Raw genomic sequence first — 20,410 nt, 5'->3', positions numbered from 1 at the left:
CTTCATATATCAGGTTTTCTACTCACACAGCAAACGGATCGGGAAGTGATTTCCATGATTAGAAAAAAGCCGCATACCATTATAGCCAGTGTCCTTGTTATGTTGTTCGGGTTCACCCTGTTCCATATCGGCACAGATGGTTTCACAGCTTATACTGCAGAAACCGCAAGAGCATCACAGCTCATCGAGGAAAAACCTGAATTTCCAGATGTGATGTTTGAGGATAGCGAAGGACGGACGTATTCCATTTCAGAGTTTGAAGACAAATACGTATTCATGACATTCATCTATACGTCCTGCACAAGTGTCTGTTATATATTGGAGCGGAACATGGCTCAAGTTTATGATTTGCTGCCACGTGAATCTATTGGAAAAGACATCGTGTTTTTAAGTGTCAGTTTCGATCCGAGTAAGGATGATCCAGCCACCTTGAATAAGTATAAAGACTATTTCAATAGTGATGGCGAGACATGGAGGATGGCAAGAATTCCGGATCAAGCTCAATTAGATGCTTTGTTGGAAAGGTTCGGTGTAATCGTCATACCTGATGGAAACGGAAATTATAGCCACAATTCAGCCTTTTATCTAGTGGATAAACAAAGACGATTGGTTGATGTGATGGATTTTACGAAGGTAGATGAAGCGGCCGATACAATCGTCACGATTCTGGAAAAAGAAGAGGGGGAATAAGCGATGAACCAATTTTTCTATGGCCTATTGCTGTATATCGCATTGATGCTCCCTCCTGTAGTAAATTTGATGGAATCGATCATGATTGTCCATATGCATATGCAAATGCCGATGCTGGTGATCGCAGGATTTTTGATGGCACGCTTATTTCAAAAACGATTTCCTCGATTCTTTCAAAAATGGAATCAAAACGGAGTACCGGGCATTCTATTATTTATGATCATCATGGTCTATTGGATGATCCCCCGCACGATGGATGAGGCATTGACGATACAGAGTGTGGAAGTATTCAAGTTTATCAGTTTACCATTCTTAGCTGGTGTTCCGTTGAGGGATAGTTGGAAAAAGCTGAGCGCCTTCGGCAGAAACAGCATCATCGTCAGTTTTACGATCATGTTCTTCGGAATGGGCTGGTTATATATCGAATCACCAGAGCAGCTGTGCAACAACTACCTTTTGATTGAGCAAATCACGCTCGGGTGGGGGTTTGTGACGTTGGCAATTTGTTTCGTAATCTATTTGGTTTACTTCTATTTCATTGATCATTCACAATATAGTTAAGGAGTGTTTTCGATATTATCAATCCTAATGGAGGGGAGGTATTGAAATGCGTGAAGATCTCATCCTTTCTGAAAAAGAAGCAGTGAAAGCGGACCGATCCACTGAACGCCGTATCCCTGGAATCATTGCTGATATTAAGTCACTTCTTAAAGGTCTCGTTTTAGTCTCGAATGTCTTGCCGGTTTTTACTGGACTTTGGTTGGCCTTGTATTTTACCAATGCTTCTTTTGCAGCCCATTGGGAGGTTTTCCTGCTGACGATCATCGGAAGTACGCTGGTGATGGCAGGCGCGCTAATTCTGAATAACTGGTACGACGCTGACATTGATGCAAAAATGGCACGAACGAGAAAACGTCCGACCGTGACAGGCAATTTTCCCCTTCAAGTCGTCATGGCGATGGGGATTGGTTTAAGCATCCTTGGATTTATCTTTCTCTTTTTTACCACGATCGAAGCGACTGTTTACGCACTCATAGGCTGGTTCACGTATGTTGTCCTGTATACGATGTGGTCGAAACGGAGATATACATGGAATACCGTGATTGGAAGTGTCTCAGGGGCAGTAACGCCGTTAATTGGATGGGCAGCCATCGCACCTGTTTTTCACACTGTCCCGATTGTCCTGTTTCTGATCCTGTTCATCTGGCAGATGCCGCATACGTTTGCGATCGCCATCAAATACTGCGACGAATATAAGGCTGCAGGGGTCAAGATGCTCCCGGTTGTACACGGAGTTGAAAGGACGAAGCGACAAATGGTTGTCTATATCGCCTGCTTGCTCCCATTATCCTTCTTTTTGGGGCAACTAGGTACGCCATTCCTTATCATCGCCACACTGATGAATGTTGGCTGGCTCGCTTTAGGAATCAGCGGTCTCTTTACGAAAAATGATCTGAAATGGGCACGCTGGAATTTCATCTATTCCGTGAACTATATAACGCTTTTGTTTTTCATGATGGTGTTGGTGACTCTCGTTTAGGAAATATTGTGGAAAAATAGCTATAAAACCCTTAAACAAGGGTTTTATTTTTCGGGAAATATGTTGGTTTGTCATTTTAATTGTAATTTCGTGTAAAATCATGGAATCCCTTTAGCCTCTAGTGAAGTAGCATCAGCAGCTGACAGACTAAACCAATTCACCCACCAACTTTAAAGAGAGCTGAGGATGTGATTGTGTGTGAAAGACAAAGATCAAGGACTCAGAAGTAGGTTCTGGGGATGTGATGGAGAGGGAAAAACAAAGATCAAGCACTCAAAAGTAGGTTCTGGAGGTGTGATGGAGCGGGAAAAACAAAGATCAAGCACTCAGAATTAGGCTCTGAGGGTGTGATGGAGCGGGAAAAACAAAGATCAAGCACTCAGAATTAGGCTCTGAGGGTGTGATGGAGCGGGAAAAATAAAGATCAAGCACTCAGAAGAAGGTTCTGAGGGTGTGATGGAGCGGGAAAAACAAAGATCAAGCACTCAGAAGAACACAAAAAAGCACTATGGCCTTGAGCTGTAGTGCTTTTTGAAACTTTTATTCTATTGAGCTAGCATTCAAATTCTCCTTCTGGGAGGGATTGGAAAGGTTTTGTCTAACTAATAGAGTTAATGTTGTCAATGTTTGGATTAAAGGAGAAGAGGATGCGGTTATTTGTAGAATTGGGGAAATCACTGTTATTGAATGTCTTTGTCTTGCTCGCTCTTGTACTGATTGTTTTGTTTCCCCGTGATTTGACGATTGTGGATCGGGGGGCTGCGCTCGGCATCGATATGCAATTCGAATATCATTTTCAATTTGAAGAGTACAAAGAGAACATCGTCGGCTACCTGGAAACAGTATTTATCGATGGAAGCCTGGGCGAATCGTTGACTGGGGTGCCGGTTGGGGAGCTGCTTGTCGAATATGTGCCGCGGAGTATGCTCGTCATTTGTACCGCATTCATCCTTTGTATCTTATTCGGTGTTCTAAAGGGCATTTACGATTATAAAGCGTCTCTAAAAAAAACACAGGTTCCTTGGCCAGGGATTCACTTCTTTGCTGCTATCGATTCCAGACTTTTTCTTGATCATTTGTTTGCAGTGGTTGGTCATCTTTTACATTCCCTGGATTGATTTCTTCGGTTATGAACAATGGTATAGCTTCATTCTGCCATCCATCCTTGTGTCTATTTACCCGATGATGTACATTGCGAGAATCACTTCTGTCGCAATCTCCAACCAGGAATTTGAACCATACATACAAGTAGCGAGAGCTAAAGGCTTTACGAGGAAAATCGTCCTTTATAAACATACATTGAAAAATTGCTGGGACACAATATTGAGCCATTTTTCTTCCGTCATGCTTTATATCCTGTCCAACCTGTTGATTGTGGAATACTTGCTTGATTATAAAGGAGCAGCTTATCGGTTATTCAAAGCTTTCCATTATACGAACAGCATTTCTGTTGGCTATCAAGCCGATTTTGAAGCGGAGTTGATCATCGGGCTTTCTGTTTGTTTCATGCTGGTTGTCTTATTTTCGCAATGGATCAGTAAAATCACAAAATATTATGTGGATCCACGTTAGTGCAGGGGGATATATGGCTAAAAATACATCACTTTGGATAGGAAGCTTTTTCATATTCTTTTTTATAGTATTGATATTGTTCGGTCCATACCTTCCATTTGTCGATTCAAATCTGGAAGAGGAGATCGTCCGAATGGAGGACGGAAAGATCGAGACACCGCCTTATCCACCTTCAAAAGAAATCCGTTTGGTTCCGATGGAAGAGGGAAAGATCTAATGAGTATGATCGTGATGGGGACGAAGGACACGATGCTCATCATCTTTTGGATTACAATCATCCGATATTTGATCGCTGTTCCGTTAGGTATGCTGGCATCATCGAATAAAGGCACTGCACATTATATTGTAAACGGGTGGAATCAATTGTTTTCCGCTATACCGACCCTTTTTTCCGCGATCATCTTGATGAATTTGCCATTTTTGATTTTCAGCGAAAGTCGTTTGGAATGGTCGATTGTCTTGTTAGCTATCATTGAAATCGGTAGGGTAGCAACGGTTGTTCAGCAACAAGCACATACCCTTTCCAAGCGCCTTTTTGTCGAAGCAGGGGTCACTTTAGGGTTCAGCCCATTTCAAAATTATCGCCGGAACTACATACCGAATTTGCTGCCTGAACTTGTCGTCATGTTTTTCACCGATTTAGGAAGGGCCGCGTTGTTGATTGGGCAACTGGGTATGCTCAGCATCTTCATTTCACAGGCCTGGGTCCAAACCGGTTTTACAAGGGGCGTGATTCAAAATACAAGTTTGAATTGGGCAACCCTGCTCGGAAGCACGAGGGTTGATTTGTTGACAGCACCATGGATTCCATTGTTTTCAGCGGGTGCGATTACGCTGGCCATCATCACTTTCAATATGCTCGGTGAAGGATTGAGGAAGGTATTTGATCGACGCATTTCATAAAAAAGGACAGAACCAACATCGGTTCTGTCCCTCAATGCCTCACATTGCAGCTTCGACGTTCTGTTTTTGTGATTTTTTCATGAAGATGAACACTGTCACGGATAAGAGGGCAAAGAGAATCAGATAAGCGAACAGGATCGACATGTTTGTCACCGCTGCTCCCCAATCATCCAATGTAATGACCGATTTGAAACCGGCAATTGAATAGGTGAATGGTAAGAAATCACTCAAGGCCCGTAGATTTTCCGGTAGCATTTCTCTCGGCAGATTCGCTCCTGTTATTGAAAGCTGCAGAATCACAAAAGCGAGGGCGATGAATCGTCCGATGTTCCCAGCTGCTGCAGCAAGGAACAGCACGATGGCCGAAAAGACGATACTGACGACAACCGTGAACAAAACGAGTCCAAGCGGATTAGCAACATTCAATTTTAGTATGAAAAACACAGTCATCAGCAGTAAAACAGCTTGGAAAAGTGACAGTATTGTCAGGTTCATGAACTTGACGGCAAACCAACTGATGCTTGAAACCTCTTCAGGTCTTTTGAAATTGATGAACATCGACATGATCAGGATTCCAACAAATAGACCTAATGTAAGAACATATGGTGCCGTTGAGTCACGATAATACTCATAATTGTTGACCTTATCACTAGCAAGTTCGACAGGGGAGGAGAACATCTTGGCGTTTTCTTCACCCGTGTTCAAACCACTCGTTTTATCAGCGCCTTCCTCTAAACCGGAAGCGAGTTCTTCGCTGCCATCATCGACTTTTCCAGCCCCATCCTCGAGCTTCGCCGCTCCATTGGCCAGTTTCTTCCATCCTTCATCTACAGCAGCATTTCCTTCAGCAATACGTCCAGCACCATTATCAAGTTTTGAAACCCCGGTGATCAGTTCTTGCCACCCAGTTTCAACCTTGGCGTTCCCATCAGCAATCTGCCCTGCGCCATTTTCTAATTTTTTCTGGCCGGCTACGAGTTGATTCAATCCGTCATGAAGCTGGACCGTCCCAGGGACGACTTTATTATCAATCCCATCTGCAACCTTTACGGCTCCATCGCTTAGCTTACCGGATTTGGTTGTTAAGCTCTCCAGTCCAGCAGCTAATTTCTCAGCACCTGCGATGATTTGATCGTAAGACTCTGCATATGGAGGTAGCTTGGTTGACGGATTTGCATCTCCAAATTTTTTCAACCCTTGTTCCAGCTCTTTTGCACCAGAAGCCAGTTTACCAGCGCCATCTTCAAGACGGATCGTCCCATCGGCAACGCCTCTGGCACCGGGAGCTAGATCATTCGCTACACCGTTCTTGAGATCCTCGCTTCCGGTCTCAGCTTTTTGCAATCCGGCCAATAGCTGTTTTGACCCATCATGCAATTCTTGAGAACCATCCGCTAGCTTTGAGATGTCACTAGATTTTCCTTCCAATTTACTTAATAGAAGCCCTGTTCCGTCTTTCAATTCTTGTGTACCATTCGCTAGTTTTGTAATATCCGATTGTTTGGAAGTAACGGAGGTTAAAAGCTCCTCTGTACCATTATGTAGCTGAGTCGTTCCGTCCGATAGCCGGGCAGATCCGTCAGCAGCTTTTCCGAACCCATCGGAAACATCATCTAAACTGGAAAAAACCTTTGAGGTGTAAGTTTGAGTAATCGTATTGGCAAGTTGTTCACGGATCCTTTGGGTGGCTGTTTCAGTGACTTTAGAAGCAAGGAAGTTCATCCCCTCATTTTGGATGTATTCAAGCTCCAGTTTCCTTGGATCTGGTTCCATGACGGTGGTCACACGTTGGGATAAGTCTTCAGGAATGATGATTGCCATATAGTAGTCATTCTTCTGAAGACCTCTCATAGCATCGGTTGAACTGACAAATTCCCAGCCTAAGTCTTTTCCTTCTTTCATGTTCGCTACTAACTGGTCTCCAACATTGATCGGTTCACCCTCAGAGATTGCACCGTGATCGTTGTTGACGACAGCAACAGGCAGATTATCGAGGTTGTCATAGGGACCCCAGGTAGCTGAAAGAAGTACGCCCCCATAAACGACAGGCACTAGTAAAGCAGCAATGACGGAAACTAGAATCCCCTTGTGAGCGGCAATTTTCGAAAACTCAGCGGAAAGTAATTTGAATATATTCATTCCGATACCTCCAATGTGTAGTAAACGCTTCCAAAGAAATGAATGAGTACCCATTCATTTTTTGTTAATAATCATAATATTCTAAAAAAATAAAAGTTTCTAGTCCTTGCGCGATAATCACACACATCGTACTAGCATCCTTACAACGAAAGTAGTATTGGAGAATATTTTTATAATTACAGATGCCCACGTGTTTAAAAGGCTGCAAATGAATAACCCTTACAATTTATGTTAAAATCAGAATTTGTCCAGCAGTGGGTGAAGGATAAAAATATATTGCTTTTTTGACCGAATAACGCTTGTCACCCAAAGAAAATAGGATTGATGGTAAAATATAGTTGACGAACAGAAGAGAAAAATAGTCAACGAGGTGTTCAATCATGAAAACAGAGAGATTGCTGGCAATCATCATCAAACTATTAAACAGAAAGAAAATGACCGCAAAAGAGCTTGCTGACTATTTCGAAGTTTCAATTCGGACGATACAAAGGGATATTGAAGCAATCGAGCTTGCAGGAATTCCGATCGTGTCTGAAAAAGGTTTCAATGGCGGATATCGTATATTGGATACTTATAAACTCAACAACAACTATTTCAATGATGTGGAACATGAACTGCTTATGACAGCATTGGACGGTGTCTATCAAACTTATGATGACAAGAATTTGAAGAATATCATCGAAAAACTATCAACGATTAAAATGAATCAGCCATCAGATGACCATCAATCTCTCATTCTCGATTTCAGTGATTGGAGCCCCACCTCGCTGCGGAAGGAAAAAGTAGATACGATCAGGAAAGCGATTGACAAACGGAAGTCGGTTTCATTTGACTATATCGACATCAATGGGAATGTCACATCAAGGGAAATAGAACCTGTTTCGCTCATTCTCAAGATCAATAAGTGGTATGTGTATGCGTATTGTCTTCTTCGCCAAGAATGTCGACTTTTCAAATTGGGAAGGATGAGAGAGGTTTGGATGACAGAACGATATATAGATGCTAAGAGAGCTATTGATCCTTTTACATACAGTCATGAGGAGCGTCCCAAGGTCGATATCCGTCTGAAGTTCAAAAGGCAAGCCTTGAATCAACTTGAAGATTATTTTGAAATCGATCAGTTGGAATTCCAGAAGGATGGATCGATCTTTGTAAGCGAATCGTACCCGGAAGATGAATGGGTCTATGGCATGATTCTCCGCTTTGGCGACCAGGTGGAGGTCATTGAACCGGAGCACATCCGAACGATCATTAAAGAGCGTGCGGAAAAAATCATGAAAAAATATTCCTAATTACGACACTATGCTGTCATATTTCCTCCCCTATACTGACCATAGAGTTTAAACTATAAGGAGGAATTGAACATGAACAGTACAGTATGCCAAAGCTGCGCCATGCCAATGGAAAATGAGAAAATGATGGGGAAGAATTCGGATGGAACAAGGAATGAGGAGTATTGTGTCTATTGTTATGAGGACGGGAAGTTCACAGCTTCTGTATCTATGAATGAAATGGTTGAAATTTGTGTGCCCCATCTAGTGGAAGACGGTATGAAGGAAAATGAAGCGAGAGAAACGATGAAGGATGTACTACCTAAGCTTAAAAGATGGGCAATGACTTCAAAATAATGAGGGATGCATATGCAAGTCAAAGAACGACTATCCACGAGTCTAGGGCGTACGGATCAAGAACCGAATATTCAGCTCGCACAAGATCTCGTTCAAAACAAAGATAAGGCAGGAGTTGAAATTGTCATCCACCTCTTGGATAGTAAAGATAAAAATCTTCAATCCGATGCCATTAAAGTCGCATATGAAGTCGGAACCAGGAATCCGGAGCTTCTCAGGGGATATACCTTACATTTCATCGATTTATTGAAAAGCAGGCATAATCGCATGGTGTGGGGTGGGATGACAGCTTTAGCTACGATTGCAGTACATGAGGCAAAGGAAATATCCGGGCATCTTGACACGATCCTTTCTACGATGAAAAACGGCTCTGTCATCACAGTGGATCAAGGTGTCAAAGTCCTTGCTGGTGTGGCTTCAGTCAATGATAACTTAAATAATGAAATCTTTCCTTACTTGCTTGAACACCTTCAGAACTGCCGGACGAAAGAAATTCCTCAGCATGCTGAAAGCACACTTATTGCAATAAACACACGCAACAAAGAAGCATTTCTTGAGGTATTGAAGGAGAGAGAACAATATTTGACCCCACCTCAGCTGAAAAGAGTGAAAAAGATTTATAAAACACTGGATTAAAATACGGAAATGGCGGTGCATGAACCATGTGCCGCCATTTTTGTAGAATTAATATTGAACTTTCGATGTGGATTGCTGTGAAGTTTATTTGAATAAGAACAAGAGCTGGTCATATTTAGTAATCGTAAAGTTACATATACTTGGCAAACTGCAAGGTTGCTTAAATACAAGGAGGTAATACATGGATTGCATACTAAAGGTGAATCGGTTGCCTAAGGAGACGATAGCGGCGGGGCGTCGTCATACCGTTGGACTTAAGTCTGACGGAACGGTGACAGCCGTAGGTGACAATAGATATGGCCAATGTGATGTAAGTGACTGGTGCAATATTGTCGAGATCACGGCAGGTAATGTTCATATGGCGACGAACACGGGTAATGTCCATACAATCGGCCTTAAATCTGACAATACTGTGGTAGCTGTGGGTTGGAATAAGCACGGCCAATGCGATGTAAGCGGCTGGCGCGATATTGTAGCGGTTTCGGCGGGTTGGCGTCGTACAATAGGGCTTAAATCGGACGGAACGGTGATAGCAGTTGGGCGAAACAATGATGGTGAATGCAATGTAGGCGACTGGCATGATATTGTGGAGGTCGCTGTGGGTGACTGGCATACAATCGGTCTTAAATTGGACGGAACCGTGTCGGCAGTGGGTAATAATCGGCTTGACCAATGCAATGTAAGCAGCTGGAGCGACATAGCAGCGATTGCTGCGGGTTATCTTCATACAATTGGTCTTAAATCAGACGGAACGGTGACGGCTGTGGGTTTTAATAAACGTGACCAATGCGTTGTAAGTGGCTGGCGCGATATTGTGGCGATAGCGGCAGGTAGTAACCATACCATCGGCCTTAAATCGGACGGTACTGTGTCGGCTGTGGGTTGGAATGAGTATGGCCAATGTAATGTAGGTGATTGGCGTGATATTGTGGCGATAGCGGCGGGTTGTGCCCATACTGTAGGGCTAAAATCGGACGGCACGGTGGTAGCTGTGGGCGATAATGAATATGGTCAATGTGATATAAGTGGCTGGAGTGGCATCCAAGTGCCCGGTATTTAGTTTTTAATATCACAAGCCAGAGAATCACTGAACTATTTAGTGAGTATTGCATCACTTGAACAAACGTTGGCGAGCATACAGTTCTGAAGGAGGATTTCTTAGAAATTAAATAAATATTTGTTCGACAAAATGACAAGATTGTCCGATAAGTGTCTGACTCTCTCTAAACTTAACAACATTTTGAAAAAAGGCGTGTTTTTGAAACGAAATGTTGTGTTGGAGAGGTCTGACACTTTTTTTTGGGCAAGTCACTTTTTTCAATATTTATCAATCAACATATAAGTGGTACCCTTATAATCAGAGGAATAATCGGAGGAGGATTAATACGTTTTGATACATAAAGCCAAAGAGATGCTAGAGAAGTTTTACGGTTATTCATCGTTCCGAGCAGGGCAGGAAAGAGCGATCCAATCGGTTTTGAATGGGGAAGACACCCTGTGCGTTATGCCGACTGGCGGGGGGAAATCGGTTTGTTATCAGATTCCGGCGCTTGTATTTGAGGGAACGACGGTCGTCATTTCTCCATTGATTTCTTTAATGAAAGATCAGGTAGATGCATTGGTTCATTTAGGTATTTCCGCTACCTTCATCAACAGCTCACTCACAGGATTAGAAACGCGGGAGCGAATTGAGAAGGCGAAAAGCGGAGAATATAAGCTCTTATATATCGCTCCTGAAAGGCTGGAATCCTATGATTTTATGGGATTATTAAAAGAGTTGCATATTCCTTTGATAGCAGTAGATGAAGCCCACTGTATCTCACAATGGGGTCATGATTTCAGACCAAGCTATAAGCGTATCCAGAGAATGATTGGCAGCCTATCGGAACGACCGACAGTATTAGCGTTAACAGCAACTGCGACCCCCAGGGTGCGTGAGGATATTTGTTTGTCGCTTGATATTGAGGAGAACAATACGGTTTTGACTGGTTTTGAGCGGGAAAATCTATCATTTTCAGTGATTAAGGGACAAGACAGGTTCAGATTTTTAAAAGATTTTCTTAAAAAGAATGAGAAAGAAGCGGGCATCATTTACGCAGCCACCCGAAAAACGGTCGATAAGCTGTATGAACAATTGAATAGAACTGGTATGAATGTTTCACGGTATCACGCAGGAATGAATGAAGAAGAGCGGATGGAACAGCAAGAACAGTTTCTGCAAGATCGATCGAGAGTGATGGTTGCCACCAATGCATTTGGTATGGGAATCGATAAATCCAATATCCGTTATGTCATCCATTTTCAGCTTCCGAAAAACATGGAAAGCTATTATCAGGAAGCAGGACGTGCCGGTCGCGACGGACTTCCAAGTGAATGTATCCTTCTGTATTCTTCCCAGGATGTTCAAGTACAGCGTTTTTTGATCGATCAGTCAAGTGAATCTGACCGAATGACGCAAGAACTCGAGAAGCTTCAGCTCATGGTGGATTATTGTCATACTGAAAGCTGTTTGCAAACATCGATCGTAAAATATTTCAGCAATGAAGAAATACCGGCATGCGGTCGGTGTGGCAATTGTACAGATTCACGGGATAGCGTAGATGTTACACGAGAAGCTCAAATTGTATTGTCTTGTATCGTGAGGATGGGGCAGAAGCGGTTCGGCAAGACAATCATCGCTCAAGTGTTGACCGGTTCTAAAAATAAAAAGGTGATGGAGTTGCGTCTGAACAAGCTTCCGACTTATGGAAAGATGAAAGAAAAGAGTATGAAAGAGGTGACGGACTTAATCGAGTTTTTCATCTCACAAGAACTGATTGCTGTCGAACACGGTACATTTCCTACCCTTTACGTAAAAGAAAAAGGGAAAGAGGTTCTCTTAGGAAAAGAAATCGTAAAGCGGAAAGAAGCCGTTCAAACGAAACAAGTGGCAGTCGATGATCCATTGTTCGAGGCACTTCGCCTTGTACGAAAAGGGATTGCAGAAAAAGAAAACGTTCCGCCTTTCGTAATTTTTGCAGACACGGCATTAAAAGATATGTGTATGAAACAGCCGCAGTCAGAAGCAGAATTTCTAGCGGTAACAGGGGTGGGGCAAAATAAACTCGAAAAGTATGGCACACAGTTCATAGAAGCGATCACGGAATTTTTGGTTCAAAACCCTGAGCGGAAAGAGGAAGCGGTAAAGGGAACAGACAGTAAGACGAAACCGAAAAAAGCCACACCAAACTCGCATATCGAGACGTATAAGTTATATAAAGAAGAGATGACAGTTGAAGAAATTGCAGAACATCGTGACCTCGCGGGGAGCACAGTGGAGAGCCATCTTATCCAGTGCATGCAAGAAGGAATGGATATTCATATGGAGGATATGATTCCAGAAGAATATGTCTTCGAAATTGAAAATGCCATCAGTCAAGCAGGCGGTGAAAAGTTAAAGCCGATAAAAGCACTGCTTCCTGATGAAGTGAGCTACTTTATGATCAAAGTCTATCTCCTACAACTTGAAAGACAAACGACATGATAATAAAGGGCTATGGTGAAAAACACCATAGCCCCTTTATGTAATTCATAAATGACTGATTTCTCTACTAGTGAGTGAGAAATCAGGTTTTTCCGAAAAAATCCAGTTTAACCTTATAAAGTTGGTTATGCTTTAAAATAAGTCTGTTTGCGGAGAACTTCGACGTTGTTTCCCCTCTATTTATAATTTGGGACATATGTCCTTCCCAGATGACTGGAGATATCTTTTAATAAGAGAGAAATTTAAATTATTGGGGAGAACAGACATGAAAGGAAGTTTATTTGCGTTTTTCGGTGGCGCTTTTATTACATTACAAAGTGTAGCCAATTCTCGTATAAGTCAAGATATAGGATCCTGGCAAACAGCGGCGATTACTCAATTGACAGGTTTTATCATGATTCTGCTGATCGTCTTATTCACAAGGAACCGAAAATGGAAAAAGTTCAAGCAAGTGAAACCCCTCTATTTGATAGGTGGATCTTTCGGAGCGATTGTTGTATTCAGTAATATCACGGCCATTCATCATATTGGTGTGACGCTCACCATTGCTGTATTGCTGATCGCCCAACTGAGCCTAACCTTTATCATCGACAGCAAAGGCTGGTTCGGTGTTGTGAAACAGAAGATGGGTCTCCCGCAATTTATCGGGATTGGTATGATGATAGCTGGTGTGGTGATTCTGAAGTTCTAGTAGTGGAGGTTAGATGAAATGAAAGAAATCCATAATCGGAAAGTACTTGAACAATATATACAATTCTATAACTTAGAGTCCATCTTTAATCCACAATTAATCCCACATATGTCTTTTTATAGATTCGAACAAGGTGAACTGATTGCTTCTCAAGGGGATCCGTCACAGTATCTCTATGTCCTTGTAAAAGGCAAAGTGAAAATTTTCACGACTACGGCTGAAGGTAAAGCCCTTATCCTGTCTTTCAAAACACCATTAGAATTAATCGGTGATATCGAATATGTACAAGGGATAGACTTCATCAATACGGTTGAGGCTGTATCGGATGTTGCCATGTTAGGCATCCATCACCAATGGTTAAAAAAGTTCGGACGTGAGGACGCATCTTTCCTGAACTTTCTCCTGGAGATTATCACGGAAAAGTTTTGTGTCAAATCCAATTCCTTGAGCTTCAATCTGCTATATCCAGTGGAAGTGCGATTAGCAAGCTATTTATTATCGATCTCCTATGATGAATCGGATATTCAATTAAATGGACAGTTAAGTGCACTAAGCCTAAAGGATACTGCAAATTTGATAGGAACGAGCTATCGACATCTAAATCGTGTTATCCAAAGCTTTGATGAGAAAGAACTTGTCGAGAGGAAAAAAGGATATCTCCTTGTTAAAGATCGAGAAGGGCTTAGGGAAATAGCAGGCCATAACATATATGAATAATTGAAAGGAGGTATGCAGGATATGGTTTCAGGACTATTAATGGCGATCACAGCAGGTTCACTTGTGAGCTTACAAAATATATTTAACAGCAAGGTAAATGAACGGGCGGATACATGGACAACGACCACTTTAGTTCTTGGATTAGGCGCCATCGCTTCCTTTTTGATCGGGCTTTTCGTTGAAGGTAAAGGAATGTTCAATTTTGCCAACATGGAACCTTGGTATTGGGTCAGCGGTTTAATCGGTATCGGAGTTGTGACATGTCTTGTACAAGGTGTCAAATGGCTTGGACCAACCTTTGCGATTTCAATTGTGTTGACGTCTCAGCTTGGATTTGCATTATTATGGGATTCACTTGGATGGTTTGGTCTCGAAAAGGTTCCATTTACGGCAAAGCAATTGATCGGTGTACTGGTGATCGTAGGGGGAATTGTAGTTTTCAAGTTCGGAGGAAGACATAAAGTCCTTCAAGATTCGAAAGCGGCATAAAAAGTAAATGGTGTTTCTGAATCAACTGAAGACTCCCGACTCGATGGATCATATGAGTCAGGAGTCTTTTTTTAACTAAGCTCTGTGTTTCTTCGAAGTGGATATTTAACGATTATCAACTATCAAATTGCAACACATAAAAAGAGGCTGGGACAATTGAACTTTGCTCAATAGAAAACCCGAACAATTTGTCCGGGTTTTTATTGAGCAATATATGAAGGGTTCCGCTTCGTCAACATCCTTCGCTTTCCGCGGGCACGGCCTCAGCCTCCTCAGAAAGCACAGACCGCTTTCTTGCGGGGTCTTCGACTCGTGCTGTTCCCGCAGGAGTCTACGGATGTTGCCTACGCTTTTCGTCTTTCATTTTATCCATATATTTTATTGTTCGTCTTTTCTGTTGGCAGTTATAGTTTTGTCCCAGCCCCTTCTCAAAATCATTCTTCTTCTACAATCTCGAAATTCTTCATCATTTCACTGAGTCGTACGCCGTGTCCTTCTTCTGCTTCGAGGAAGTAGCGTTGGTGGAAGATGTATGAACCGCCGTCTTCATCCGGGATGACATAGTATCGGTTGATGACGCTGTCCCAGTTGTTTCCGTCTAGTGTACGTGCGGTTTGGGAATCAATCGGATAATCCGTTTGTTCAAAGGTGAACCCGTGTTCTGCTTCCAATTGGCTGATTGTTTCTTCAACAGATTGCTCTTTTTTCCTGATGATTTTCATGAATACTTCAGGATATTGTTCTGGAAGTGGCTCTTTTGTTGTTATGATATCGTAATCTTCGTGTTTTTCCATCTTATAACGTTCTTCATCTACATAGATGACATATCCGTGTTCAAAACTGTCGTTTAGAGAAGCTGTTCCTTCTTCTTCAGTTCCCTCGATCGGGATTTCCACTTCTTTTTCTGGAGCGAACCATTCTTTCACTTTATCGACGAGAGCGTACCCTGGCGTTGTATTCAAAAGACCGATGGCGAGCAGTACAGCTGCTGCTACCGTTGCAGCAAATCCGATCCATCTTGATTTTTTCTTTTTTGGCTTGACGAAATCAAGCTGATCTTCAATCGCTTTCCATGTTTTTTCTTTTTCCAGTTCGTTTATTTCGTATTCCTGCTTCAATTTTGCCTCCAACATATCATCAAACTTGTTCTTGTCCATGGTAATCTCCCCTTAATTCTTCTCTCAGCAGCTTCCGAGCTTGAAAAAGCCTTGATTTCACAGCACCGATACTGATTTCAAGTACTGATGACATTTCTTTTTCGCTCAAGCCTTCCACATATTTCAGCACGAGTGCCTCTCGATGGTCTTCTTTCAATTTTTCCATCGCTTCATCAAGGATTTCATTATCAGTGGCAGGTTGAGTTGCCTTGTCCTCATAAGCGCTTTGTGGAACTTGATCGATATCGGTTTCAGGTTTACGTTTGCTGATCAAGCGTCGGACTTCGTTTGTCAAAATGCGATAGAACCAGGGTTTGAAAGGTTTAGAATCATCATAAGTATGAATGCCTTTGTAAACACGTATGAAGGTTTCCTGTACTGCATCTGAGGCGTCTGATTCGTTCTTCAACATCGACATCGACGCTCTCATTGCTGCTTGATAATACTCGTCGTATAAGGCTCGAAACGCTTTTTTGTCGCCCTTTTTTATCTTTTTTATCGTTTTTTTATCCAAGTGGGATCTCCCCTTTTTTCTTTCTCATATGTAATACCTTTGTACCATAGGAAAAGTTTTAAAAGCTATAAACTTTTTAACATTATTAGCTTTGTATTGTTTAATAAATGATTGGGAAAGTGTGATTTGCAACACTCTGGGGGATAATTGAACCTGGGATGACCTTTCAGTGAGAGGCTAACGGACACCAGAGCCGTTATCTGTGAACAAAACAGGTGAAATCCCACCTATTTTACGGAATAAGCATTCCTGATGTCCGTTAAGGTTAGAAGTGTATAGGGTTTTGACAAAATAAGGTCTCCTGTGTCCGTTATCGTTTCATTTGAAAAAAGCTTAATCAGGTAATGGCGAGGAAAAAGCGGTAATAGGTGGTGTAAAACTATGGCGTAAAAAAGTTTCCCCCGCGATCTACTATGTATAGAAAGCAGGGGAAATCCTGTGTAGTCCGGCACATGGGATAGATGCCAGACATAAGACATTACCCTTTTATATGACACTTAAAACCTTTTTTGACGTTTTTACTCGTGTTCTGTCGTAATTTGCCACGTAACACCGTATTGATCTTCAATTCGACCGAACATTGCTCCCCAGAATACCTTTTCAAATGGCATTAACACGTTCCCGCCGTCAGATAGTCCATCAAATGCTTCACGTGCTTCATCTTCTGATTTGTACTCAAGGACGAGATTCAAATTGCTTCCCTTGTGAACAGGTTCCCTAACAGCATCAGCCATAAAAAATGTTTGACCTGCAATCCGTAGAGTCAGATGCATCACTTTGTCAGCAATTTCTGGTGGAGAACCTGGTGCTTGGTCAAAGGTTTGAACATTTACAACTTCTCCTTTTAAAGCTTGAGCATAAAAGTCTGCTTGTCTTTTTGCATCTTTGCTGAATATGTAAGGATATAAGTTTGCCATTGATCCACTCTCCCTTGCTTTTATATAAAGTATAACAGAGCATCAGCATAAAGTTAGTTAGACAGTTCTATTATCTTTTTTAAAAAGACTGGTAACCGAGACAATTACCAACAATGGAATAAATGCCATGAAAAAGGCAAGCATCGATTCCATCATCCCACTTTCCCCGAGTTCCACGTCATTTCGGAACATCGTCAAAGAAAAGAGAAAGACGAGTAGGGCGTTCGGAAACACAAAGGCACGTTTATCTTTCAAACCGAATAGTTGCGTGGCTACTTCGTTGATGATTAAGAGCATCAGCGTGATTTTCATATGAGCCAAAAATGAGGGCTATTCCGAAAATCGACTCTACACGTTGGATGATTTCCCCGATCTCGATGATCCGAGCCGCTTCAAATATTGGAAACTTTTCATAAGATGTAATTGGACCGAAAATCATGATGGAAGCGATCATTGTCAGTGCTAATATTACGCCATTGATCAATAAGCCGAGAAACATCCACCTTTTGAAGGGGCGATTCTTTTCACGTCTTAGAAAAGGAAGGATCATCGCGAAATACATGATATCCATATATGGAAATCCGAACCCTACATATGCAGCGTGCAAGATCGGTTTCCAGCCTTCTGGAAGCACCGGTAATAAATATTGTGGGTGATAATGAGTCAAGTTCAAAAGTAGAATCAACAAAATGATCATGAATAATAAATAAAGAAGGGCATGGAACATCCGTGCAATCACTTCAATACCAGCCTTTACAGTAAGGCCAGCAAGATGTCTCGATGACTTCTTCTTGGTCGATCTCGTAGAATCTTTTTTCAAATTCTTCAAGTGTATCTTCTGGCACAGTGCCATCTAAATAGGCATAGGTGACATTGGTTTTTGTTTCATTGCCGAACTTCTTATTTTTAAATTTCAAATTCTTCGACTTTAGCCTGGAGCGGATCATGCCGATGTTCTTGGTCAAATTTTCAATTGTACCTTCGCGAGGTCCAACTACAGCAACTTCATTCTGAGGCTCTCCAACGGATCGTTTTTCAACAGCAAAGGCGTCATAGGTCAAGACCTTGTGCCAATGATCAAAGAGAATGACGAAGTGGCCTTCGAGTATTTTATCTGTCATTTTTTCGAGTGTATCTACGACTTTTACTGCACGGGAAGTCACGCCGTAATGTGTGAAAAATTCTTTGACCTTAGAGATGTCAACCTCTTTTGCAGGACCAACTTCATGGGTGACAAGAACTTGCATGACTTCTTTCAAAAGGTTCGCTTTTTCATTTTGGACGATCGTTTCACAAAAGACGACCACTGCATGCGCCTTATAATCTTCACTGAATTGATATGAATGGTAGATGACGTCATAACAATCAGAAAAGATTTCTTTGAGCGACTGTTCATTTTGTTTCAAATCTGAAGAAAGGAGGGTCTTTTTCTGATCTTGTTTTTCATTTGTTTGTTTATTTTCACGTCTCTTTCTGATTTTCAAACTCATATGAAGGTCCCCTTAGTGAAAATAGGTTTCCATTTAGTTTGCCAAATATTGTTATCGATATGCATAGATGTGGGTTTGTCTAAAAGACTCTGACTCTTTATCTGGCAGCTATGCTTTATCTGTTGATCTTCAATGAGTGTCAGTTGGAGATTTAACAAGAAGTATTCTACTTAAGGTACATCTAATGGTGTAAGAAGGAGATGTAAAAAACTTATCGAAGTATTATCGAATAAATAATATAGCATCTAATTTGTGGATATGTATTACAACAAGGAGGAAATAAATGAATAATAAAATATCATTCATTCATTCAACAAATTTAGCTCAAGTTGATTATGCATACGCCAGTCGCGTACCTTCGGGAATGGAGTTACTATTTCTAGCAGGAGCCTGTCCTCTTAATAGAGACGGAGAAGTACTTAATTTAAGTGATTATAAGCTTCAAGCTAAATTATGTGTTGAGAATTTGAAAGAAGCATTGAAAGAGTGTGGTGCTTCATTGAATGACGTTGTATATACCAGGGTTCTTGTAGCATCTCAAAACCAATCAGATCTGGTAACAGCATGGGAAACAATAAGAAATGAGTTTGGAGATCATGATGTTCCAAGCACCTTATCTGGAGTTACCGTATTAGGCTATGCAAATCAATTGGTGGAAATCGAAGCTGTAGCAGCATTAGAAAAACGTTGAATATGACTATGAATATTTAGATTTCATCCGTGATAATTAAAAGAATAAGTGTTGTGAAAGATTGGAGCTGAGTACTATCGCGACACTTCATATAATGGTTGGTCTCCCGTGTAGTGGTAAAACCACGCTTGCATGTAAACTTGAAAAGAAGTATTCTGCACTTCGACTAACTCCTGATGAATGGCATATTCGCTTGTTTGGACAAGATATGGTTGAAAAGGAACATGATGCTAGACACGATTTAGTCGAAAGTCTACTTTGGGATGTTGCTGCTAGAGTTTTATCTATTGGCGCTGATGTTATTTTAGACTTTGGGTTTTGGGGGCGTAGTGAACGAGATGATTTTCGATCACGAGCAGCAGAATTAGGTGCTGACTTTAAAATCCATTATTTAAATGTACCTGAAGAGATCCTTTTAAAACGTCTTGCAAAAAGAAATACTCAACTTCCACAATATGCATTTCCACTAACTGAAGATATGCTTAAAGAATGGATACAGTCGTTTGAACCTCCTTTTCAAGAAGAACTTGAATAATCTATTTTTAACGAACGAATTTTTTCTTCAGTAAGTTTTGAAAAATTTTCGAAGGATACTCATAGGTACAAAGGACATAAGATTAGTATTCGAATCAGGAAACGGAGGGTTATTAGGGATGGTTGCTTTGTACGATCATATTGGTTTAAATTATGACACCACCCGTAAAGCTGATTCTGAGATTACCAGACGATTAAGAAATCATTTGCAAGTACCAAATGGAAGTAAAGTACTTGATATTGCTTGTGGAACAGGTAATTATACTGTTGCTCTAGAAAATACAGGTTTGAATATGACTGGCTGTGATCTGTCGTATGAAATGCTTCAGCAAGCAATAAGCCAAATCAAAAACTATAAATTAGGAAATCGCCGATGCGGGTAAACTATCCTTCAAGAATAACGCCTTTGATGGAATCGCCTGCACCTTATCCATTCACCATTTCAATAATTTAATAGCTCCATTTCACGAAGCTTTCAGAGTTTTAGAAAAAGGGAGACTGGTCATTTTTACTTCTTGTTAATGAAGTTATTTGAAGCAATTATGGCCGGAATGTGGAAGATTATCATCTATTCCAAGT

Annotated in this window: 26 protein-coding genes; 19 read left to right on the top strand and 7 right to left on the bottom strand. The window is 41.4% G+C overall.

Annotated elements, in window-relative coordinates:
- The first annotated feature begins 54 nt into the window (after window positions 1–54).
- From ACTWQL_RS01380 to ACTWQL_RS01350, 7 genes are all read left to right on the top strand, one after another.
- Entirely contained in the window at window positions 55–690 is a 636-nt protein-coding gene (locus ACTWQL_RS01380) for an SCO family protein (RefSeq protein ID WP_443140648.1), read from the top strand.
- A gap of 3 nt (window positions 691–693) precedes the next feature.
- On the top strand, window positions 694–1,251 hold the full coding sequence (locus ACTWQL_RS01375) for a hypothetical protein (RefSeq protein WP_443140647.1): 558 nt from the start codon (window positions 694–696) through the stop codon (window positions 1,249–1,251).
- Between the two features lie 46 nt (window positions 1,252–1,297).
- Window positions 1,298–2,230, top strand: coding sequence for a heme o synthase (gene cyoE, locus ACTWQL_RS01370; protein ID WP_443140646.1), 933 nt, complete (start codon window positions 1,298–1,300; stop codon window positions 2,228–2,230).
- Between the two features lie 647 nt (window positions 2,231–2,877).
- Window positions 2,878–3,348, top strand: a complete 471-nt coding sequence (locus tag ACTWQL_RS01365) for a hypothetical protein (protein WP_443140645.1) — start codon at window positions 2,878–2,880, stop codon at window positions 3,346–3,348.
- Window positions 3,272–3,802 (top strand): ABC transporter permease subunit, encoded by a 531-nt coding sequence (locus ACTWQL_RS01360; protein ID WP_443140644.1) that lies wholly within the window; start codon window positions 3,272–3,274, stop codon window positions 3,800–3,802. Before ACTWQL_RS01365 ends, ACTWQL_RS01360 begins: the two co-directional genes overlap by 77 nt.
- Window positions 3,803–3,815: 13 nt before the next feature.
- A complete protein-coding gene (locus ACTWQL_RS01355) occupies window positions 3,816–4,019 on the top strand; it encodes a hypothetical protein (RefSeq protein ID WP_443140643.1) in 204 nt (67 codons plus the stop codon).
- Entirely contained in the window at window positions 4,019–4,705 is a 687-nt protein-coding gene (locus ACTWQL_RS01350; protein WP_443140642.1) for an ABC transporter permease subunit, read from the top strand. The genes ACTWQL_RS01355 and ACTWQL_RS01350 overlap by 1 nt, the downstream gene beginning before the upstream one ends.
- A 39-nt stretch (window positions 4,706–4,744) precedes the next feature.
- On the opposite strand, the gene ACTWQL_RS01345 is transcribed toward ACTWQL_RS01350, so the two are convergent.
- Window positions 4,745–6,844, bottom strand: coding sequence for a YhgE/Pip domain-containing protein (locus tag ACTWQL_RS01345; RefSeq protein ID WP_443140641.1), 2,100 nt, complete (start codon window positions 6,842–6,844; stop codon window positions 4,745–4,747).
- 380 nt (window positions 6,845–7,224) lie between these two features.
- On the opposite strand from ACTWQL_RS01345, the gene ACTWQL_RS01340 reads away from it, so the two are divergent.
- From ACTWQL_RS01340 to ACTWQL_RS01305, 8 genes are all read left to right on the top strand, one after another.
- Entirely contained in the window at window positions 7,225–8,136 is a 912-nt protein-coding gene (locus ACTWQL_RS01340) for a helix-turn-helix transcriptional regulator (RefSeq protein ID WP_443140640.1), read from the top strand.
- A gap of 72 nt (window positions 8,137–8,208) precedes the next feature.
- Window positions 8,209–8,472 carry a zinc ribbon domain-containing protein gene (locus tag ACTWQL_RS01335; protein WP_443140639.1) on the top strand — a complete coding sequence of 88 codons (264 nt, stop codon included), beginning with the start codon at window positions 8,209–8,211 and terminating at the stop codon, window positions 8,470–8,472.
- A 12-nt stretch (window positions 8,473–8,484) separates the two neighbouring features.
- Window positions 8,485–9,108 (top strand): hypothetical protein, encoded by a 624-nt coding sequence (locus ACTWQL_RS01330; protein WP_443140638.1) that lies wholly within the window; start codon window positions 8,485–8,487, stop codon window positions 9,106–9,108.
- A 181-nt stretch (window positions 9,109–9,289) separates the two neighbouring features.
- Window positions 9,290–10,168 carry an RCC1 domain-containing protein gene (locus ACTWQL_RS01325; RefSeq protein ID WP_443140637.1) on the top strand — a complete coding sequence of 293 codons (879 nt, stop codon included), beginning with the start codon at window positions 9,290–9,292 and terminating at the stop codon, window positions 10,166–10,168.
- Window positions 10,169–10,519: 351 nt separating this feature from the next.
- Entirely contained in the window at window positions 10,520–12,631 is a 2,112-nt protein-coding gene (recQ, locus tag ACTWQL_RS01320; RefSeq protein WP_443141440.1) for a DNA helicase RecQ, read from the top strand.
- Between the two features lie 265 nt (window positions 12,632–12,896).
- On the top strand, window positions 12,897–13,322 hold the full coding sequence (locus ACTWQL_RS01315; RefSeq protein WP_443140636.1) for a DMT family transporter: 426 nt from the start codon (window positions 12,897–12,899) through the stop codon (window positions 13,320–13,322).
- 18 nt (window positions 13,323–13,340) lie between these two features.
- Window positions 13,341–14,039, top strand: a complete 699-nt coding sequence (locus ACTWQL_RS01310; RefSeq protein WP_443140635.1) for a Crp/Fnr family transcriptional regulator — start codon at window positions 13,341–13,343, stop codon at window positions 14,037–14,039.
- Window positions 14,040–14,060: 21 nt separating this feature from the next.
- Window positions 14,061–14,528 carry a DMT family transporter gene (locus ACTWQL_RS01305; RefSeq protein WP_443140634.1) on the top strand — a complete coding sequence of 156 codons (468 nt, stop codon included), beginning with the start codon at window positions 14,061–14,063 and terminating at the stop codon, window positions 14,526–14,528.
- A 434-nt stretch (window positions 14,529–14,962) separates the two neighbouring features.
- Here ACTWQL_RS01305 and ACTWQL_RS01300 read toward each other — a convergent pair whose 3' ends face one another.
- The 6 genes from ACTWQL_RS01300 to ACTWQL_RS01275 all read right to left on the bottom strand — a co-directional run bounded on the left by ACTWQL_RS01300 (window position 14,963) and on the right by ACTWQL_RS01275 (window position 18,606).
- Complete coding sequence (locus ACTWQL_RS01300) at window positions 14,963–15,685, bottom strand: hypothetical protein (protein ID WP_443140633.1); 723 nt, start codon at window positions 15,683–15,685, stop codon at window positions 14,963–14,965.
- On the bottom strand, window positions 15,666–16,199 hold the full coding sequence (locus tag ACTWQL_RS01295; protein WP_443140632.1) for an RNA polymerase sigma factor: 534 nt from the start codon (window positions 16,197–16,199) through the stop codon (window positions 15,666–15,668). The genes ACTWQL_RS01300 and ACTWQL_RS01295 overlap by 20 nt, the downstream gene beginning before the upstream one ends.
- Before the next feature lie 518 nt (window positions 16,200–16,717).
- Window positions 16,718–17,116 (bottom strand): VOC family protein, encoded by a 399-nt coding sequence (locus ACTWQL_RS01290; protein WP_443140631.1) that lies wholly within the window; start codon window positions 17,114–17,116, stop codon window positions 16,718–16,720.
- A 57-nt stretch (window positions 17,117–17,173) separates the two neighbouring features.
- The gene (locus ACTWQL_RS01285; protein WP_443140630.1) at window positions 17,174–17,371 is read right to left on the bottom strand and encodes a hypothetical protein; all 198 of its coding nucleotides are present in this window, start codon (window positions 17,369–17,371) and stop codon (window positions 17,174–17,176) included.
- The gene (locus ACTWQL_RS01280; protein WP_443140629.1) at window positions 17,361–17,855 is read right to left on the bottom strand and encodes a GerAB/ArcD/ProY family transporter; all 495 of its coding nucleotides are present in this window, start codon (window positions 17,853–17,855) and stop codon (window positions 17,361–17,363) included. The genes ACTWQL_RS01285 and ACTWQL_RS01280 overlap by 11 nt, the downstream gene beginning before the upstream one ends.
- A gap of 1 nt (window position 17,856) precedes the next feature.
- The gene (locus ACTWQL_RS01275; RefSeq protein ID WP_443140628.1) at window positions 17,857–18,606 is read right to left on the bottom strand and encodes a spore germination protein; all 750 of its coding nucleotides are present in this window, start codon (window positions 18,604–18,606) and stop codon (window positions 17,857–17,859) included.
- 283 nt (window positions 18,607–18,889) lie between these two features.
- Between ACTWQL_RS01275 and ACTWQL_RS01270 the strand changes: the two genes are divergently transcribed.
- From ACTWQL_RS01270 to ACTWQL_RS01255, 4 genes are all read left to right on the top strand, one after another.
- Window positions 18,890–19,297, top strand: a complete 408-nt coding sequence (locus tag ACTWQL_RS01270; protein ID WP_443140627.1) for a RidA family protein — start codon at window positions 18,890–18,892, stop codon at window positions 19,295–19,297.
- A 94-nt stretch (window positions 19,298–19,391) separates the two neighbouring features.
- Window positions 19,392–19,832: an AAA family ATPase gene (locus tag ACTWQL_RS01265; RefSeq protein ID WP_443140626.1), complete on the top strand. Its 441-nt coding sequence runs from the start codon at window positions 19,392–19,394 to the stop codon at window positions 19,830–19,832.
- A gap of 118 nt (window positions 19,833–19,950) precedes the next feature.
- On the top strand, window positions 19,951–20,214 hold the full coding sequence (locus ACTWQL_RS01260) for a class I SAM-dependent methyltransferase (protein WP_443140625.1): 264 nt from the start codon (window positions 19,951–19,953) through the stop codon (window positions 20,212–20,214).
- On the top strand, window positions 20,198–20,353 hold the full coding sequence (locus ACTWQL_RS01255; protein WP_443141439.1) for a class I SAM-dependent methyltransferase: 156 nt from the start codon (window positions 20,198–20,200) through the stop codon (window positions 20,351–20,353). The genes ACTWQL_RS01260 and ACTWQL_RS01255 overlap by 17 nt, the downstream gene beginning before the upstream one ends.
- Window positions 20,354–20,410: the final 57 nt, after the last annotated feature.

This window comes from Pseudalkalibacillus sp. R45 (genome assembly GCF_052246725.1).
Lineage (GTDB): Bacteria > Bacillota > Bacilli > Bacillales > Fictibacillaceae > Pseudalkalibacillus.
This window is presented reverse-complemented; position numbering and strand designations above follow the sequence as displayed.

Bases quoted from the DNA above. Each gene is read 5' to 3' on its own strand.
- ACTWQL_RS01380 (WP_443140648.1), top strand. From the start codon at position 55: ATGATTAGAAAAAAGCCGCATACCATTATAGCCAGTGTCCTTGTTATG.
- ACTWQL_RS01375 (WP_443140647.1), top strand. From the start codon at position 694: ATGAACCAATTTTTCTATGGCCTATTGCTGTATATCGCATTGATGCTC.
- cyoE (WP_443140646.1), top strand. From the start codon at position 1,298: ATGCGTGAAGATCTCATCCTTTCTGAAAAAGAAGCAGTGAAAGCGGAC.
- ACTWQL_RS01365 (WP_443140645.1), top strand. From the start codon at position 2,878: ATGCGGTTATTTGTAGAATTGGGGAAATCACTGTTATTGAATGTCTTT.
- ACTWQL_RS01355 (WP_443140643.1), top strand. From the start codon at position 3,816: ATGGCTAAAAATACATCACTTTGGATAGGAAGCTTTTTCATATTCTTT.
- ACTWQL_RS01350 (WP_443140642.1), top strand. From the start codon at position 4,019: ATGAGTATGATCGTGATGGGGACGAAGGACACGATGCTCATCATCTTT.
- ACTWQL_RS01345 (WP_443140641.1), bottom strand. From the start codon at position 6,844: ATGAATATATTCAAATTACTTTCCGCTGAGTTTTCGAAAATTGCCGCT.
- ACTWQL_RS01340 (WP_443140640.1), top strand. From the start codon at position 7,225: ATGAAAACAGAGAGATTGCTGGCAATCATCATCAAACTATTAAACAGA.
- ACTWQL_RS01335 (WP_443140639.1), top strand. From the start codon at position 8,209: ATGAACAGTACAGTATGCCAAAGCTGCGCCATGCCAATGGAAAATGAG.
- ACTWQL_RS01330 (WP_443140638.1), top strand. From the start codon at position 8,485: ATGCAAGTCAAAGAACGACTATCCACGAGTCTAGGGCGTACGGATCAA.
- ACTWQL_RS01325 (WP_443140637.1), top strand. From the start codon at position 9,290: ATGGATTGCATACTAAAGGTGAATCGGTTGCCTAAGGAGACGATAGCG.
- recQ (WP_443141440.1), top strand. From the start codon at position 10,520: ATGCTAGAGAAGTTTTACGGTTATTCATCGTTCCGAGCAGGGCAGGAA.
- ACTWQL_RS01315 (WP_443140636.1), top strand. From the start codon at position 12,897: ATGAAAGGAAGTTTATTTGCGTTTTTCGGTGGCGCTTTTATTACATTA.
- ACTWQL_RS01310 (WP_443140635.1), top strand. From the start codon at position 13,341: ATGAAAGAAATCCATAATCGGAAAGTACTTGAACAATATATACAATTC.
- ACTWQL_RS01305 (WP_443140634.1), top strand. From the start codon at position 14,061: ATGGTTTCAGGACTATTAATGGCGATCACAGCAGGTTCACTTGTGAGC.
- ACTWQL_RS01300 (WP_443140633.1), bottom strand. From the start codon at position 15,685: ATGGACAAGAACAAGTTTGATGATATGTTGGAGGCAAAATTGAAGCAG.
- ACTWQL_RS01290 (WP_443140631.1), bottom strand. From the start codon at position 17,116: ATGGCAAACTTATATCCTTACATATTCAGCAAAGATGCAAAAAGACAA.
- ACTWQL_RS01275 (WP_443140628.1), bottom strand. From the start codon at position 18,606: ATGAGTTTGAAAATCAGAAAGAGACGTGAAAATAAACAAACAAATGAA.
- ACTWQL_RS01270 (WP_443140627.1), top strand. From the start codon at position 18,890: ATGAATAATAAAATATCATTCATTCATTCAACAAATTTAGCTCAAGTT.
- ACTWQL_RS01265 (WP_443140626.1), top strand. From the start codon at position 19,392: ATGGTTGGTCTCCCGTGTAGTGGTAAAACCACGCTTGCATGTAAACTT.
- ACTWQL_RS01260 (WP_443140625.1), top strand. From the start codon at position 19,951: ATGGTTGCTTTGTACGATCATATTGGTTTAAATTATGACACCACCCGT.